15 protein-coding genes are annotated in these 14763 nt (G+C 73.9%); 6 read left to right on the top strand and 9 right to left on the bottom strand.

All coding sequences use genetic code 11. The features are described 5' to 3' along the window. Positions 1-10: 10 nt before the first annotated feature. The 6 genes from BLU95_RS32880 to BLU95_RS32855 form a co-directional block, all read right to left on the bottom strand. The gene (locus tag BLU95_RS32880) at positions 11-1549 is read right to left on the bottom strand and encodes a M1 family metallopeptidase (RefSeq protein ID WP_093863182.1); all 1539 of its coding nucleotides are present in this window, start codon (positions 1547-1549) and stop codon (positions 11-13) included. A gap of 175 nt (positions 1550-1724) precedes the next feature. Continuing rightward, positions 1725-2597, bottom strand: coding sequence for a sulfurtransferase (locus BLU95_RS32875; RefSeq protein WP_093863181.1), 873 nt, complete (start codon positions 2595-2597; stop codon positions 1725-1727). 48 nt (positions 2598-2645) lie between these two features. After that, positions 2646-3722, bottom strand: a complete 1077-nt coding sequence (locus BLU95_RS32870) for a class I SAM-dependent methyltransferase (RefSeq protein WP_093863180.1) — start codon at positions 3720-3722, stop codon at positions 2646-2648. Between the two features lie 87 nt (positions 3723-3809). Further along, the gene (locus BLU95_RS32865; RefSeq protein WP_231977989.1) at positions 3810-5468 is read right to left on the bottom strand and encodes a beta-N-acetylhexosaminidase; all 1659 of its coding nucleotides are present in this window, start codon (positions 5466-5468) and stop codon (positions 3810-3812) included. 79 nt (positions 5469-5547) lie between these two features. Further along, positions 5548-5874, bottom strand: coding sequence for a hypothetical protein (locus tag BLU95_RS32860; RefSeq protein ID WP_093863179.1), 327 nt, complete (start codon positions 5872-5874; stop codon positions 5548-5550). A gap of 164 nt (positions 5875-6038) precedes the next feature. Continuing rightward, the gene (locus BLU95_RS32855; protein WP_093863178.1) at positions 6039-6965 is read right to left on the bottom strand and encodes a polysaccharide deacetylase family protein; all 927 of its coding nucleotides are present in this window, start codon (positions 6963-6965) and stop codon (positions 6039-6041) included. A 185-nt stretch (positions 6966-7150) separates the two neighbouring features. Here BLU95_RS32855 and BLU95_RS32850 point away from each other — a divergent pair, with 185 nt between their 5' ends. Beyond that, positions 7151-8005, top strand: a complete 855-nt coding sequence (locus tag BLU95_RS32850) for an SAM-dependent methyltransferase (RefSeq protein WP_093863177.1) — start codon at positions 7151-7153, stop codon at positions 8003-8005. Positions 8006-8089: 84 nt separating this feature from the next. Here the strand turns inward: BLU95_RS32850 and BLU95_RS32845 are convergent, their stop codons facing one another. Continuing rightward, positions 8090-8959, bottom strand: coding sequence for an Fpg/Nei family DNA glycosylase (locus BLU95_RS32845; RefSeq protein WP_093863176.1), 870 nt, complete (start codon positions 8957-8959; stop codon positions 8090-8092). Between the two features lie 170 nt (positions 8960-9129). Here BLU95_RS32845 and BLU95_RS32840 point away from each other — a divergent pair, with 170 nt between their 5' ends. The 4 genes from BLU95_RS32840 to BLU95_RS32825 all read left to right on the top strand — a co-directional run bounded on the left by BLU95_RS32840 (position 9130) and on the right by BLU95_RS32825 (position 11942). Further along, complete coding sequence (locus tag BLU95_RS32840) at positions 9130-9627, top strand: SRPBCC family protein (protein WP_093863175.1); 498 nt, start codon at positions 9130-9132, stop codon at positions 9625-9627. A gap of 87 nt (positions 9628-9714) precedes the next feature. After that, positions 9715-10380, top strand: a complete 666-nt coding sequence (locus BLU95_RS32835; protein ID WP_093863174.1) for a hypothetical protein — start codon at positions 9715-9717, stop codon at positions 10378-10380. Between the two features lie 96 nt (positions 10381-10476). Beyond that, positions 10477-11298 carry a DsbA family protein gene (locus BLU95_RS32830; RefSeq protein ID WP_093863173.1) on the top strand — a complete coding sequence of 274 codons (822 nt, stop codon included), beginning with the start codon at positions 10477-10479 and terminating at the stop codon, positions 11296-11298. Continuing rightward, entirely contained in the window at positions 11295-11942 is a 648-nt protein-coding gene (locus tag BLU95_RS32825; protein ID WP_093863172.1) for a vitamin K epoxide reductase family protein, read from the top strand. The genes BLU95_RS32830 and BLU95_RS32825 overlap by 4 nt, the downstream gene beginning before the upstream one ends. 133 nt (positions 11943-12075) lie before the next feature. Here BLU95_RS32825 and BLU95_RS32820 read toward each other — a convergent pair whose 3' ends face one another. Further along, positions 12076-12492, bottom strand: coding sequence for a hypothetical protein (locus BLU95_RS32820; RefSeq protein WP_093863171.1), 417 nt, complete (start codon positions 12490-12492; stop codon positions 12076-12078). A 227-nt stretch (positions 12493-12719) separates the two neighbouring features. Here BLU95_RS32820 and BLU95_RS32815 point away from each other — a divergent pair, with 227 nt between their 5' ends. Beyond that, entirely contained in the window at positions 12720-13445 is a 726-nt protein-coding gene (locus BLU95_RS32815) for a dienelactone hydrolase family protein (RefSeq protein ID WP_093863170.1), read from the top strand. Between the two features lie 178 nt (positions 13446-13623). On the opposite strand, the gene BLU95_RS32810 is transcribed toward BLU95_RS32815, so the two are convergent. Continuing rightward, positions 13624-14625: an adenosine deaminase gene (locus BLU95_RS32810; RefSeq protein WP_093863169.1), complete on the bottom strand. Its 1002-nt coding sequence runs from the start codon at positions 14623-14625 to the stop codon at positions 13624-13626. Positions 14626-14763: the final 138 nt, after the last annotated feature.

The raw sequence follows: 14763 nt of genomic DNA, 5'->3' as shown, positions 1-14763 counted from the left end.
CGACGACGCGTCAGCCCCGGTGCTCGTGCACCGCGTTGGTGTCCTGGATCTTCTGCCAGGACTTCGGCTGCGCCGGAGCCGCCGCCGACGCCCCCGGGGCGAGGCCCTCCGCCGCGGGCGCCGCCGCGAGCGCCGAGCCGGCCGCCGCACCCGCCGAGCCCACCGCCGGCTTGCCGGCGGTGAACAGCCAGGTGTTGAACAGCCCGCCCAGCGGCTTGCCGGAGATCTTCTCCGCATAGGCCTGGAACTGCGGGATGGTGGCGTTGCCGTACTTGCGCTCGGTCGGCCACCCCTTCAGGATCGCGAAGAACTTGTCCTCCCCGACCGTGTTCCGCAGCGCCTGGATGGCGATCGCACCCCGGTCGTAGACGGCGCCGGCGAACTGGTGGTCCGGGCCCGGGTCGCCCGGCCGCACGGACCAGAACGCGTTGTCGGCCGCGTAGTTGTTGTAGACGTAGTCGGCCAGTTCCTGCGCGGTGCCCTCGTTCTCGTGCTCCGACCAGAGCCACTGCGCGTACCGGGCGAAGCCCTCGTTGAGCCAGATGTCGCTCCAGCGCTGCACCGAGACGCTGTCGCCGTACCACTGGTGGGCCAGCTCGTGCGCCACGACGGAGGTGTTGGCACCGCGCGCGAACTGCGCGGGGCTGTAGAAGACCTGTCCCTGGGTCTCCAGGGCGTACCCGGTCGGCACGTTGGGCACGTAACCGCCCACGGTCTCGAACGGGTACGGGCCGAACACCGTGCTCAGCCAGTCGGTCAGCTCGCCGGTCCGCTCGACGCTGGCCTGCGCCGCGCCGAGGTTGACGCCCAGGTCCGGGCTGTAGGCGGTGATGACCGGCAGTCCGCCCTCGGTGGTGTCCTTGCGGATGTCGAACTTCCCGATCGCCAGCGTCGCCAGATAGGTGGCCTGCGGCTTGGTCTGCCGGTAGTTGTAGCGGGTCCAGCCGGGCCGGGAGCTGGTGGTCTGGGTGCCGTTGCTGACCACCTGGGTGCCTTCCGGGACCAGCACCGAGACGTCGAAGGTGGCCTTGTCGGTCGGGTGGTCGTTGGCCGGGAACCACCAGGCGGCGCCCTCGGGCTCGTTGGCGGCCACCCCGCCGTCGGGGGTGCGCAGCCAGGCGGAGTACCCGCCGCGCTCGACCTCGCCCGGCTTGTCGGCGTAGCGGACGACCACGGTGAGCGGGCTGCCCTTGGCGACGGTGCGGGACGGGGTGATCACCAGCTCCTGCTCGCCGCTGGTGGTGAACTTGGCGGCCCGGCCGTTGACCAGCACCTCCTTCACGCTGAGCACGAAGTCGAGGTTGAAGCGGGTGAGGTCCTGGGTGGCGGTAGCCAGGACGGTGGTGGTGCCCTCCAGTTCGTCGGTGGTGGGCGTGTATTTCAGCCGGATGTCGTAGTGCGAGACGTCGTAGCCGCCGTTGCCGGCGTTCGGGTAGTAGGGATCGCCGATGCCCGCCGCACCCGGGCCGGCCTGGGCGGCGGAGGCGGGGACGGACAGGAGCAGGGCGAGCGCGCCGGCAGCGGCAGAGACGATCAGCCTCTTGCGCACAGGGGTCCTCCACAGGGTCACTGGGACAACGGGTCGGATCGATCCTTGTCCCAACGAACCCGGTCCTACGCCTGAACGATGAAATGTTCATGAGAAGAAACAGGCCGAAATGGCCGGGCGGCCCAGTCGTGACACGACGTCACCGCCCGGCCGTCGAGGCGCCACTGCTGTACCGTCAGGCGCCCAGCGCCACCGGGGCCCGGACCAGCGAGCCGTACTCGGTCCACGAGCCGTCGTAGTTCTTGACGTGCTCGTACCCGAGCAGCTCGGTCAGCGCGAACCAGGTGTGCGCCGAGCGCTCCCCGATCCGGCAGTAGGCGATCACCTCCTGCTCCGGCCCGACGCCCCGGCCGCCGTACAGCTCCCGCAGCTCCTCGGCCGGGCGGAACGTCCCGTCCTCCCTGGTCGCCTGCGACCAGGGGATGTTGACCGCGCCCGGGATGTGCCCGGGCACCTGGGCCTGCTCCTGCGGCAGGTGCGCCGGGGCCAGCGCCTCGCCCCGGAACTCGGCCGGCGAGCGGACGTCCACCAGCGTCGCGTCCGAGCCCGGCTTGGCGAAGACCTCGGCCTTGGCCAGCACCTCGTCCCGCAGCGCCCGCACCTCCGGGCGCTCGGGCCCGGTCAGCCGGTACGGGCTGTGCTGGTGGTCCATCACCTCCGCGGTCAGCTCCCGCCCCTCCAGCTCCCACTTCCGGCGCCCGCCGTCCAGCAGCCGCACCGGGCCGAAGCCGCGCAGCCGCAGCAGCCAGAAGGCGTAGGCGGCGAACCAGTTGTTGTTGCCGCCGTAGAGCACGACGGTGGTGTCCTCCTCGACCCCGGCCGCGCGCAGCAGGTGCTCGACGCCCGCGCGGTCCACGTAGTCGCGCCCGACCGGGCTGTGCAGATCGGTGGCCCAGTTCCAGCCGACCGCGCCGGGCAGGTGCCCGCGCTCGTAGGCGCCGTTGTCCTCGTCCACCTCGACCACCCGCAGCGTGCCGTCGTCCAGGTGCCGGGCGAGCCACTCGGTGCCGACCAGTGCCTCGGGGTGTGCGTAGCCGTTGCCGGTCATCGCCGCTCTCCTTCGCTCGGGTCCTCGGGGCCTGCCCCCGCCGGGGCCCTAGGCCGCGACGGCCAGCCGCGCCACGTAGTACTGGTTGAGCGGATCGCCCTCGATCCGCGACACGTCCACCGAGCCGAAGCCGGCCTCGGCGAGCATCCGGCGCGCGGTCTGCTCGCCCCAGACGGTGCCCAGCCCGGCGCCGCCCTCGCCCAGCGAGACCGTCATGCAGTAGAAGGTCGAGAAGGTGTACAGCGCCGGGGCGAGCGGGTGGTCGATGTTCTCCTCGAGCAGGCTGCTGGCGGCGATGTCGCCCATCAGGAAGACGCCCTCGGGCCGCAGCACCCCGGCGACGGCCCGCAGGGTGCGGTCGGGGCGGGCCAGGTCGTGGACCACGTCGAAGGCGGTCACCAGGTCGTACCCGCCGGTCAGCTCGGCCGAGTCGGCGAGCACGAAGCGGGCGTTGTCCAGGCCGTGCACGGCGGCCTCGGCCTTGGCCGCGCCGATGCCCTGCTCGGAGATGTCCACCCCGGTGAACCGGCTGGCCGGGAAGGCACTGGCCAGGACGTTGACGGCGTGGCCCTGCCCGGTGCCGATGTCCACCGCGTCGATGCCCTCCCGCAGCCGCTCGGCGAGGCCGGGCACCAGCGGCACCACGGCGTCCACCAGGGCCAGGTCGTAGCCCGCCGCGCTCTCCTCGGCCTGGAGCTCCTGGAAGCGCGGGTAGGCCGAGTACGGCAGCCCGCCGCCGGTGCGGAACGCCTCGACGATCCGGTCCTCGACCTCGCCGAACAGGGCGAGGTACTGCATCATCCCGGCCAGGTTCTCCGGCCCGGCGGCCCGGGTCAGCGAGGCGGCGTGCTCCGGCGGCAGCCGGTAGGTGCCCTGCTTCGGCTCGTACTCGACGAAGCTGCCGACCACCATCGCGCCCAGCCACTCCCGGACGTAGCGCCCGTCAAGCCCGGCGGTCCGGGCGAGGTCCTCGACCGTCGACGGCGGAAGGCCGGCCATAGTGTCGAAGAGACCGGTCCGGTGGCCGACACTGGCCATGAATCCCAGGCAGGCGTCGTTGAGCACCTGCAATACGCGACCCGCGAACTCCTCCTGCTCCGCCGGGTCCGGTTCCCGTTCGGACATCGTTCCTCCTGCGCCGTGTCGGGACCTGCGCGAACCCCTCCCCCGGCCACGCTACGCCGTTCGGGTGCGTTCCACCGTCCGTGACGGCTACCGGTCCGGCCAGGGCACCTCGGGCCGGCGCTCGTAGGCGTATCCGGCGGCCTCCCAGCGGGCGCCCTCCTCGGCGAGGCGGGCCTTGAACCGTCCCCAGTCGTGGCTCGCCCGGGGCGACCAGCCCAGCTCGGCGAGCGCCGGCAGCCGGGGCAGCAGCATCAGGTCGAGCTCACCGGGGGTGTCCAGGGTCTCGGTCCACAGCGGGGCCTCGACGCCGACCACCGAGCCGTCCCGCAGCGGCAGCAGGGTGTCCGGGTCCCAGTCGTACGCGGTCCGGACGTCGATGGTGCCGGCCCAGACCAGGCCGAGCGGATAGCCCGACTCGTACTTCATGTCCAGGTAGCTGCGGCCGGACGGCGACATGATCACCTCGGCGCCGCGTTCGGCGGCCTCCCGCAGTTCGGTGTCGCGCCCGGCCCGGCCGTCCCAGAACTGCAGCAGCCCGATCCCGCCCGGCGCGGTCTGGTTCCAGCCGACGGGGGTCTTCCCGGCCGCGCGCACCTGCTCGCCGACCCGCCGGACGAACTCCGCGTACTCGGCCGGCGCGACCCGCTTCACCTCGTCACCGCCGATGTGCAGCAGCGGCCCCGGGGTGAGCCGGGCCAGCTCGGCGACCACGTCCCGGGTGAAGGCGAACACCGCGTCACCGGTCGGGCAGAGGGTGGAGAAGCCGACCTCGGTCCCGGTGTACGGCCAGGGTCGGGCGCTGCCCGTGCAGTCCAGTTCGGGGTACGAGGCGAGGGCCGCGTTGCTGTGTCCCGGCAGGTCGATCTCCGGGACGACGGTCAGGTAGCGCTCCTGGGCGTAGCGGACGATCTCCTGGTAGTCGGCCGCGGTCCAGTACCCGCCGGGGGTGCCGTCGACCTCGCTGGTCGCGCCGACCGCCGTCAGGGCGGGCCGGGCCGGGATCTCGATCCGCCAGCCCTGGTCGTCGGTCAGGTGCAGGTGCAGGTGGTTGAGCTTGTAAAGCGCGAGGCGGTCGATGAAGCCCTTGACCTCGGCCGGGGTGAAGAAGTGCCGGGCGACGTCGAGCATCGCGCCCCGGTAGCGGTAGCGCGGGCGGTCCTCGACGGTGACCGGGGCGAGCGTCCACTCCCGGCCGTCGGCGACCGGGGCCGGGCTCTCGATCCGCGGGGGGAGCAGCTGCCGGAGCGTCTGGGTGCCCCGGAACAGGCCCTCGGGGGCGCGGGCGGCGATCCGCACCCCGTCGGCGTCGGCGGTCAGCCGGTAGCCCTCGGTGCCGGTGGCCTCGGGGAGCGCGGGGTCGAGCACCAGGGCGATGCCGCCGCCGGCGGCGGGTTCCACCACCGGGAGGGGCAGTCCGGTGGGGCGGCGCAGCGCCTCGGCGAGCCGCTCGGCGATCCCCCGCACCTCCCCGGCCTGCCGCTCCTGCGCCGTGCTCACGGGCGCGGTCCGGATCACGGTGCGGTCGGTGAGCCGGTAGCCGGGCCCGGAGCCGGGGGTGACGGAGAGCGGCACCGGGACGATCCGGTCGGCGGTGCGCGGTCCGGCGGGGACGGACCGGGCGGCGGTGCCGCCCGGGGAGCCGAACACGTGCTGGAGGCCCCACCCGGTCGCGGTGAGGCCGAGCAGGCAGAGGACGGTCAACAACGTGCGGGCCCGGGCGGACAGCCCGGCGATTCTTCTCGGCACGGCCGCTCCCGGTGTCGGTTCACCGGAATGGTCTCAACCAATCGCCGGACTGTCCCGCACTTCGCCGAAGTGGGCCGGCTCAGGAGAAGACGACGGAGCGCAGCTTGAGGCGCTGGCCGAGGATCTTGCCGGGGTTCATCACGTAGTAGACGTCGCCCGCGCAGTCGAACTCGACGAAGACCGTGGCGGTCGACAGCGTGAGGTTCCGCGGCGAGTGGGCGGGTTCGTCGTCCGACGTGCCGGGCAGGTTGAGGCAGTCCTCGCTCGGCGGGTCGGTCAGCCCGTGCGGGAGGCCGGGGCCGGTCTTGTAGAGGAACTCACCGGTCGCCGCGTTGGCGGAGGAGGGGACGGCGAGGACGAGCGCGACCGCACTGGCGGCGGCGATCACGGTGTTGCGCAGACGCATGACAGGGGGCCTTTCGGGCGGCACACAGGGGTGCCGAGGGAAATGGTGTGAGATCACCCTAGAGGCCCCAAAATTGGGGAAACGATTCTGCTTGTCCATCCTTTCGGGTGGTTTATCCCTGGTTTGCGCGACCTTTTCGCGTGCAGCCCCACACCCTCGACGACTCACCCCGGCGGGGCCGTGAAGTGGTACCCGGAGTCGATCAGCACCGGCAGGTACGCCTTCAGCGCCGCCACCGTCTGCGAACGGTCCCCGCCGCCGTCGTGGTTGAGCACGATCGCGCCGGGCCGGACGTCCTTGAGGATCCGGTCGGTGATCACGGCCGTCCCCGGGCGGGCCCAGTCCCGGGGGTCGACCGACCAGGCCATGGAGCGCATGCCCAGCTCGGCGCTCACCTTCAGCGAGGCCGGGGACCAGTCCCCGCCGGGCGCCCGGAACCAGGTGGGCGCCTTCCCGGTGGTCCGGTGCAGCAGCTCGGAGGTGCGCTCCAGTTCCTCGCGGACCTTGGCCTCGGAGAGGTGGCGCAGGTCGGGGTGGGTCCAGGTGTGGTTGGCGAGGTGGTGGCCCCGGGCGGCGATCTCCCGGACCAGCTCGGGGTGCTCGACGGCGTTCTCCCCGATCAGGAAGAAGGTGGCCCGGATGCCGTGCTGCTCCAGCAGGGCCAGCACCGTCGGGGTGTGCCGGGGGTCGGGCCCGTCGTCGATGGTGAGCGCCACCACCCGCCGGTCGGCGTCGAGCTCGTACACCGGACGGCTCTCGGCCTCCGTCAGGGCCCGTGCGGGCGCCGCTCCCGCCTGGTCGCCCGAGGACGGCGCGCTCGGCGGCGCGCTCGGCACCGCGGCGGACGGGACGGGGGCGGACGGGGCGGCGGAGGCGGTCGCGGGCGGCCCGTCGGCCACCGGCGCCCCGGGCGGCGCCGCGGGCGCCGGGTCCGCCCCGGCCTCCGGCGTCGGGTCCGGCTCGGCGGAACGGAGCCGGGCGGCGGTCGCCGCAACCTCCTCCGCCCGGCCGCAGCCGGCGACCCCGAGCAGCGACATCCCCGCCGCGACCAGCAGCAATCTTCGCGAAGTAATCTGACGATCAGACAGCATGACGGATCTGTCCCCCGTTCATCCGCCCGTCTCCCAGCGGCCGCCCCGACGGGTTCGATCACCACCCCAACGGCCCAAGGCGTCCCCCGTGCACCGGCTGTTCGCCCACCCCGTGACCGGATCGCCGCCGGGCCCGCTAATCTGACCTCTCCCAGTGTGATGATCTGTCTTAAAAGGACGTGGCCATGACGACGAGTCAGGACTTCGCCGACCGGTCCGAGAACGATGCCGCCGAACTCAGCCAGTGGGAGAAGTACGGGGTCGACACCAGCACTCCGCACTCCGCCCGCGTCTACGACTACTGGCTGGGCGGCAAGACCAACTTCCCGCCCGACCGGGCGATGGGCCAGGCCATCGAGCAGGCCGTGCCCACCATGAAGGCGCAGGCCAAGGAGAACCGCGGCTTCCAGAAGCGCGCCGTGCGCCACCTCGCCGAGCGCTACGGCATCCGCCAGTTCCTCGACCTCGGCACCGGCATCCCCACCTCGCCGAACACCCACGAGATCGCCGAGTCGGTCAGCTCCGGCACCCGGGTCGTCTACGTGGACAACGACCCGATCGTGCTGGCCCACGCCCGCGCGCTGATGGTCTCCACCCCGGCCAGCCGCACCACCTACATCCACGCCGACCTGGGCAAGCCCGCCGAACTGCTGGCCGACCCGGCCCTCAACACCACGCTGGACCTGGACCGGCCGGTCGGCATGCTGATGATCGCGGTCCTGATGCTGATCGCCGACGAGGACGACCCGTGGGGCAAGGTCGCCGCCCTGCGCGACGCGCTCCCCTCCGGCAGCTACCTCGCGCTCACCCACCCCACCCAGGACTTCAACGAGGCCGCCGTCGCCCAGGTGACCGCCTCCGCCCGCGCCGCCGGGATGACCCTGGTGCCGCGCAGCAAGGAGGAGGTCACCCGGTTCTTCGACGGCTGGGAGCTGATCGAGCCCGGCGTCGCCCCGGTGATGGCCTGGCACCCGGACGGCGAACAGCCGGCCGACCCGTACGCGGCGTACTACTGGGGCGGCCTCGCCCGCAAGCCGTAGGCCGTCCCCTCCGGCGCCCCGCCGGCCCCGCCTCCTCCGGAGGAACGGGGCCGGCCGCTCCGGCGCGCGCCACCGGCGGCCGCACTACTTCAGCAGCCGGGACATCCGCCGGTCCGCGAGCGGCTTCCCCCCGGTCTGGCAGGTCGGGCAGTACTGCAGCGAGGAGTCCGCGAACGACACCTCCCGCACGGTGTCCCCGCAGACCGGGCAGGGCTGCCCGGTCCGCCCGTGCACCCGCATGCCCAGCTTCTTCTCCGCCTTCAGCTCCCCCGCCGCCAGTCCGCGCGAACGCTCCACCGCCTCCCGCAGGGTCGAACCGAGCGCCTCGAACAGCCGCGCGGTCTCCTCCGCCGACAGGTCGGCCGCCAGCTTGTACGGGGACATCCGCGCCACGTGCAGCACCTCGTCCGAGTAGGCGTTGCCCACCCCGGCCAGCACGCTCTGGTCCCTCAGCACCCCCTTGATCCGGCGGCGCTCACCGGCCAGCAGCGCCCGGAAGCGCTCCAGGTCGAAGTCCGGGTCGAACGGGTCCGGGCCCAGCCGGGCCACCCCCGGCACCTCCCCGGCGTCCCGCACCACGTACACCGCGAGACCCTTCTTGGTGCCCGCCTCGGTGAGGTCGAAGCCGTCCCCGTCCGGACCCTCCAGCCGGACCCGCAGCGCCAGCGGATTGCGGCCGCCCGGCTTCGGCGGCTCGACCGGCAGGTGCTCGCGCCAGCGCAGCCAGCCCGCCCTGGCCAGATGGACCACCAGGTGCAGCCCGTCCACCCCGATGTCCAGGAACTTCCCGTGCCGGACCACCGGGCCGACCGTCCGCCCGGCCAGTGCCGTCACCGGCGGGTCGTAGGTCTTGAGCGCGCTGATCGCCACCGGCCGCACCTCGGCGATCACCCGCCCGGTCAGCCGTGCGGACAGGAAGACGGTCAGGGCCTCGACCTCGGGCAGCTCCGGCATGTGCCCAGTCTCGCCCGACCGCCCGCCGTCCGCCTCTTCCGCCGCCCCGCCGTTCCCCACCGTCACCCCGCCGTTCCCCTCTTCCGCCGCCCCGCCCTTTGCCCGGGGCCGCCCGGCGGCGCAGTCTGGAGGGGCGGCCCGCGCGCCAACCCGAGGAGGTCCGGCCGGCCATGAGCACGCTGGAGGAACAGATCGACATCGACGCCCCCGTCCTGGCGGCCTGGGAGCAGTTGCACCGCGTCCACGAGTACCCGCGCTTCGTCGACGGCGTCCGCACCGCCCAGCCGCACGGCCGCAACCTGGCCCACCTCGGGGTGGAGATCGCCGGCGCCGAACTGGACGTCGAGACCGAGATCACCGACCGGGGCCGGGGCCGGGTGATGGCCTGGCGCACCCTCGACGGTCCGGCGCTGCACGGCGCCTTCGCGCTGCGCCCGCTCGACGCGGCGCACACCCGGGTGCAGGTCCGGATCGAGTACGACCCGGGGGTGGTCCGGGAGGTGTTCGGCGGGCCCGGCGGCTTCGCGCTGGCCGGGGCGATCGAACGGACCGTCCGGAGCGACCTGGAGCACTTCCGGGAGCTGGTCGAGGCCCGGGTCGCGGCCGCCGCGACACCGCCCGAGCCGGTCGTCGAGGCTCCCGGCACGGTCACCGTAAACGGCGTATAAGCCCAGCTCAGAGCCGGTGGTGAGGATCTTCACAGCGGGCCGGGGAGCCACTCGCCGGGCGTTCGACCTGTGGCACACTCGGGAGTCATGAACTGTGCCCGGGACACCAGGACGCTGCGCGCGGCGGTCTTCGCCGCGCTGCTCGTGCTGCTCGCCGGGCTCGGCCAGGTGCTGGTCACCGGCCGCCCGCTGCCGCTCGGCACGCTGGCCGTGGCCGGGGCCGCCGTCTTCGCGGTGGCCTTCGCGCTGTCCGGCCGCGAGCGCGGCTACCGGGTGGTCGCGGCGGTCTTCCTGCCGCTGGAACTCGGCCTGAGCGCCCTGTTCGACTTCGCCCAGTCCACCTGCCCCTCGCTGCCGCCCGGCACCGCCCGCGGCCTCGAACCGCTGCTGTGCGGCGGCGGCTCGCTCGGCGGCCTGCTGCTCGGCCACGGCCTCTCCCGGCCGGTCGGGCTCGCCCTGCTGCTGCTCCTGCACACCCTGCTCGCGCTGGCCGCCGCGTACTGGCTGCGCAGCGCCGACGCCGCGCTGTCCGGGCTGGCCCGCGCCGCGCGGATCCTCGGCGACTTCGCCCGGCGCTTCCCCGCCGCGGCCGGTCACTGGCTGACGCTGCTGACCGCACCGCTGCCGGCCCGCCCGGTGGCGCGGGTGCCGTTCCCCCGGGCCAGCCGGGTGCTGGTCCCCGCCGAGTCCGTCCGGCTCCGGCCCGCCGTCCGGCGCGGCCCGCCCGCGCGGCTGCCGGCGCCCGCCCGCTAGGAGACCCCGCGGACCCTCCCGGTCCCCCGGTCCCCGGCCGGCCGTGCGCCCGACGCGCCCGCACGCCCCGCCACGAGCACCAGGACGACCTCCACCATGAGCACCTCCCCCAAGAAGAGCACCACCCCCGGCGACCGGAAGGCCGCCCGCCGGGCCGCCACCGAGCGGATGCGCCAGGAGCGCGAGCAGGCCGAGCGCTCGGCCCGGATCCGCCGCCGGGCCGTGGTCGGCACCGCCTCCGCCGTCCTGCTCGCCCTCGCCGCGGGCGTCGCCTTCGCCGTCGGCGGCTCGAGCGGCTCCGGTTCCGGCGACACCGCGGCCTCCGGCCCGCTGGTCGTGCCGGCGAACGCGAGCGGCGCGGACGGCACCGTGGTCACCTACGGCAAGGCGGACGCCCCGCACACGCTGGAGGTCTACGAGGACTTCCGCTGCCCGTTCTGCGAGCAGCTGGAGACCACCACCGGCCCGACCGTCCAGCAGCTCGCCGACGCGGGCAGCTACAAGATCGAGTACCACCTGGCGACCTTCCTCGACCAGGGCCTCGGCGGCAAGGGCTCGCGCACCGCGCTGGCCGCCGCCGGCGCGGCGCTGAACGAGGGCGTGGACAAGTTCAAGCAGTTCCACGACGTGCTCTACGCGAACCAGCCGGACGAGCGCGACGACGCCTTCGCCGACGTCAACCACCTGCTCGACCTGGCGGACAAGGTGCCGGGCCTGAAGACCGACGGCTTCGTCAAGGCGGTCCGCGAGGGCACCTACCTGCCCTGGGCCGGCCAGGTCAACAAGGCCTTCGACAAGAGCGGCGTCACCGGCACCCCGACCGTCCGCCTGGACGGCAAGAAGCTCGACGTGTTCTCCGGCGGCAAGGCCGTCTCGCCCGAGCAGTTCACCGCGATGGTCAAGCAGGTGACCGGATGACGGCCGCCCCCGCCCCTGCCCCCGCCGCCCCGTCCCCCGCCGGCACCCGGACCGGGTACGGCGCGAGCCGCCCGTTCGCCCTGCTGCTGGTGATCGGCGGCGCACTGGGGCTGTTCGCCTCGGCGGTCCTCACCCTGGACAAGATCCGGCTGCTGAAGGACCCGTCCTACGTCCCGAACTGCAACATCAATCCGATCATCAGCTGCGGCTCGATCATGCGCAGCGACCAGGCCGAGGCCTTCGGCTTCCCCAACTCGCTGCTCGGCCTGGCCGGCTTCGCCGTGGTGATCGCGATCGGTGCCGGACTGCTGGCCGGCGCCACCTACCGGCGCTGGTTCTGGCTGGGCCTCCAGGCCGGCACGGTCTTCGGCATCGGCTTCGTCACCTGGCTGATGTACCAGGCGCTGTACCGGATCGGCGCGCTCTGCCCGTTCTGCATGGTGGTGTGGGCGGCGATGATCCCGCTGTTCTGGTACACCACCCTGCACAACCTGCGCACCGGCGTCGTCCCGGTCCCCCGCGCCCTGCGCCCGGCCGTCCGCGAGGCGGCCCGCTACCACTGGGTCGTCCCGGCCCTCTGGTACGCGGTGATCGCCCTGCTGATCCTGAAGCGCTTCTGGTACTACTGGTCGACCCTGCTCTGACCGGACACCCACGACGGCTCCCACCTGCGGTTTCCCGGGTGGGAGCCGTCGGCTTGTCCGCTCCGCGCCGCCGGGAGGCCGCCGCCGGGAGGCCGCCGCCGGGAGGTCGCCGGTGGGCAGTCGCCGGTGGGCCTCAGCGGCGCTCGACGAGCCACAGGGCGAGCCGGCCCGCGAGCGGGTCGAGGGCGGTGGGGCCGGGATCGCGCGGTCCCACCCGGGGGACACTGCCGGGGTGGTACTGGAAGAAGAGGCTCAGCTCGCCGTCGCCCGCGGCCAGGGAGGCCAGGGGAAGCGAACGGTCGACTCCGGCCGGGAAGCGCGGGCTCTCCCACTCCGGCGAGATTTCGGCGATCGGGGAGCCTCCGGCACGGTCCGGGCCGAGGAACACCACCCAGCGGGCTCCACGCATGCGGAGCGGGTAGTCGGCCACCCGGGCCACGAGATCGCCCAGGGTGGTGGCGCCGTCGACGGTGGTGTCCTGCCGGTGCGGCGCGAAGCTGTCGTCCCCCATGCACACGCTGTCGCGCGTCAGGACCACTTTCACGGTCATGCCCGGCACGGTAGCCCCGGGACCCGCTTATCGTCAATCTGACATTAATTGCGACCGGAACAGTCCGCCGGGACGCGGGCGCCGGGGCCCGGGAAGCGGTCGCCCGCCGAGCGGAGATCGCTTTCGGCCGTCCCCTCCGGACCCGGCCGACCGGTTTCGCGGGTCCCGCCTTCCGCCGGCAGCGGAACACCGGCCCCACGGGCCCGGCGCTCACTACAGTCCGGGCAATGACAACGGTTACCGCACGCACGGTCGAGTACGCGGCCGACGGCCTGACGATGATCGGGCACCTCGCACTGCCGGCCGGTGCCGGCCGCCGGCCCGCGGTCCTGGTCGGACCCGAGGGGATGGGGCTCGGCGACGTCGAGCGCCGCCGGGCCGAGGCGCTCGCCGGACTGGGATACGTGGCGCTCGCCTTCGACCTGCACGGCGGGCGCTATCTGGGCGACCCCGAGGAGATGCTGGCCCGCTGCCTGCCGCTGCTCGCCGACCCCGAGCGGATGCGCGGCATCGGCCACGCGGCGCTCGACGTGCTCCGCGCCGAGCCGCGGACCGATCCCGACCGGATCGCCGCCGTCGGTTACGGCACCGGGGGCGTGATCGCGCTGGAACTCGGGCGCGACGGCGCCGGCCTGCGGGCGATCGGGACGGTCAACGGACTGGCCACGGGCCGGCCGGGCGAGACGGCGCGCATCCGCTGCCCGGTGTGGGCCGGGGTCGGGTCGGAGGACCCGATCGTGCCGCCCGCGCAACGGGACGCGTTCACCGCCGAGATGCAGGCCGCGGGTGTCGACTGGCGCCTCACGGTCTACGGCGGCGCCCTGCACGCCTTCCACCATCCCCCGGTCGACCACGCCACGGTCCCCGGGGTCGGTCACCACCCGGGGCACGCGCGGCGGGCCTGGCGCGACGTCCTCGACCTGCTCTCCGAGTGCGTGCCCGTGGCGGAGTGACCCGGTCGGAGTGACCCCGTCGGCACGCCCCGACGGTCGACCCCGCTCCGACGCGCCGCGGCGCCGTCCCCGCTCCCGGGGGCGGCGCCGCGGGCGGCTCAGCCGCGGCCGGCGTCAGGCCCGGCCGGCGTCAGGCCCGGCCGGCGTCAGGCCCGGCCGGCGTCAGGCCCGGCCGGCGTCAGGCCCGGGCGGTGCCGAACTCGTAGGCGGCGACCTCGGCCAGCAGGGCGGCCCGGCGCTCCTCGTCGAGGAACGAGGCCCGGAAGGAGTTGGCGGCGAGCAGTCGCAGAGTGTCCTCGTCCAGGCCGAGCGCCTCGGCGAGGGCGTCGAAGGTGTCGCCCACGTAGCCGCCGAAGTAGGCCGGGTCGTCGGAGTTGACGGTGGCCAGCAGCCCGGCCGCGAGGATCGCGGGCAGCGGGTGGTCGGCCAGGGTGTCGACGCAGCGCAGCCGCACGTTGGAGAGCGGGCAGAGGGTGAGCGGGATCCGCTCCCGGACCAGCCGCTCGACCAGCGCCGGGTCCTCCAGGCAGCGCAGCCCGTGGTCGATCCGCTCCACCCCGAGCACGTCCAGGGCCTCGGTGATGTACGCGGCCGGGCCCTCCTCCCCGGCGTGCGCGACCCGGTGCAGCCCGGCCTCGGCGGCCCGCCGGTAGACCTCGCGGAACTTGGCCGGCGGGTGGCCGACCTCGGCGGAGTCCAGGCCGACCCCGGTGATCCGCCCGCCGAACCAGGGCCGGGCGGCCTCGAAGGTCTCCAGCGCCGACTCGGCGGACTCGTCCCGCAGGAAGCACATGATCAGCCGGGTGCTGATGCCGTGCCGCCGTTCGGCCCGGTCCAGCGCCCGCCCGAGCCCGTCCACGACGACCGGCAGCGGGATCCCGCGCGCGGTGTGCGCCTGCGGGTCGAAGAAGATCTCCGCGTGCCGCACCCCCTGCGCCGCCGCCCGCGCCAGATAGGCCTCGGCGAGCTCCTCGAAGTCCTCCTCCGTCCGCAGCACCGCCATCAGCGCGTAGTACAGGTCGAGGAAGGACTGCAGGTCGCCGAACGCGTACGCCCGCCGCAGCTCCTCGGCGTCCGCGAACGGCAGCACCACGCCGTTGCGCCGGGCCAGCGCGAACGCCAGCTCGGGCTCCAGGGTGCCTTCGATGTGCAGGTGGAGTTCGGCCTTGGGAATTGCCATCGACGCCTGTCCGGTGGTTTCGGTGCGAATACGAAGGTTTCATCCTACGTTTTCCCGCCTCCGCCCGGAGCCGGGCGGTCCCGGCGGCGGCCCCGGCGCGGCCCCGGCGCGCCCCCGCCCGGCTCGAACGGGTGTACC

It is taken from the genome of Streptomyces sp. TLI_053 (genome assembly GCF_900105395.1).
Taxonomy (GTDB): domain Bacteria; phylum Actinomycetota; class Actinomycetes; order Streptomycetales; family Streptomycetaceae; genus Kitasatospora.
The sequence above is the reverse complement of the archived record's forward strand: the minus strand, read 5'-3'. Positions and strand labels throughout refer to the sequence as shown.

Coding starts and splice junctions, on each gene's coding strand:
- BLU95_RS32875 (WP_093863181.1), bottom strand. CDS start 2,597: ATGACCGGCAACGGCTACGCACACCCCGAGGCACTGGTCGGCACCGAG.
- BLU95_RS32870 (WP_093863180.1), bottom strand. CDS start 3,722: ATGTCCGAACGGGAACCGGACCCGGCGGAGCAGGAGGAGTTCGCGGGT.
- BLU95_RS32860 (WP_093863179.1), bottom strand. CDS start 5,874: ATGCGTCTGCGCAACACCGTGATCGCCGCCGCCAGTGCGGTCGCGCTC.
- BLU95_RS32855 (WP_093863178.1), bottom strand. CDS start 6,965: ATGCTGTCTGATCGTCAGATTACTTCGCGAAGATTGCTGCTGGTCGCG.
- BLU95_RS32850 (WP_093863177.1), top strand. CDS start 7,151: ATGACGACGAGTCAGGACTTCGCCGACCGGTCCGAGAACGATGCCGCC.
- BLU95_RS32845 (WP_093863176.1), bottom strand. CDS start 8,959: ATGCCGGAGCTGCCCGAGGTCGAGGCCCTGACCGTCTTCCTGTCCGCA.
- BLU95_RS32840 (WP_093863175.1), top strand. CDS start 9,130: ATGAGCACGCTGGAGGAACAGATCGACATCGACGCCCCCGTCCTGGCG.
- BLU95_RS32835 (WP_093863174.1), top strand. CDS start 9,715: ATGAACTGTGCCCGGGACACCAGGACGCTGCGCGCGGCGGTCTTCGCC.
- BLU95_RS32830 (WP_093863173.1), top strand. CDS start 10,477: ATGAGCACCTCCCCCAAGAAGAGCACCACCCCCGGCGACCGGAAGGCC.
- BLU95_RS32825 (WP_093863172.1), top strand. CDS start 11,295: ATGACGGCCGCCCCCGCCCCTGCCCCCGCCGCCCCGTCCCCCGCCGGC.
- BLU95_RS32820 (WP_093863171.1), bottom strand. CDS start 12,492: ATGACCGTGAAAGTGGTCCTGACGCGCGACAGCGTGTGCATGGGGGAC.
- BLU95_RS32815 (WP_093863170.1), top strand. CDS start 12,720: ATGACAACGGTTACCGCACGCACGGTCGAGTACGCGGCCGACGGCCTG.
- BLU95_RS32810 (WP_093863169.1), bottom strand. CDS start 14,625: ATGGCAATTCCCAAGGCCGAACTCCACCTGCACATCGAAGGCACCCTG.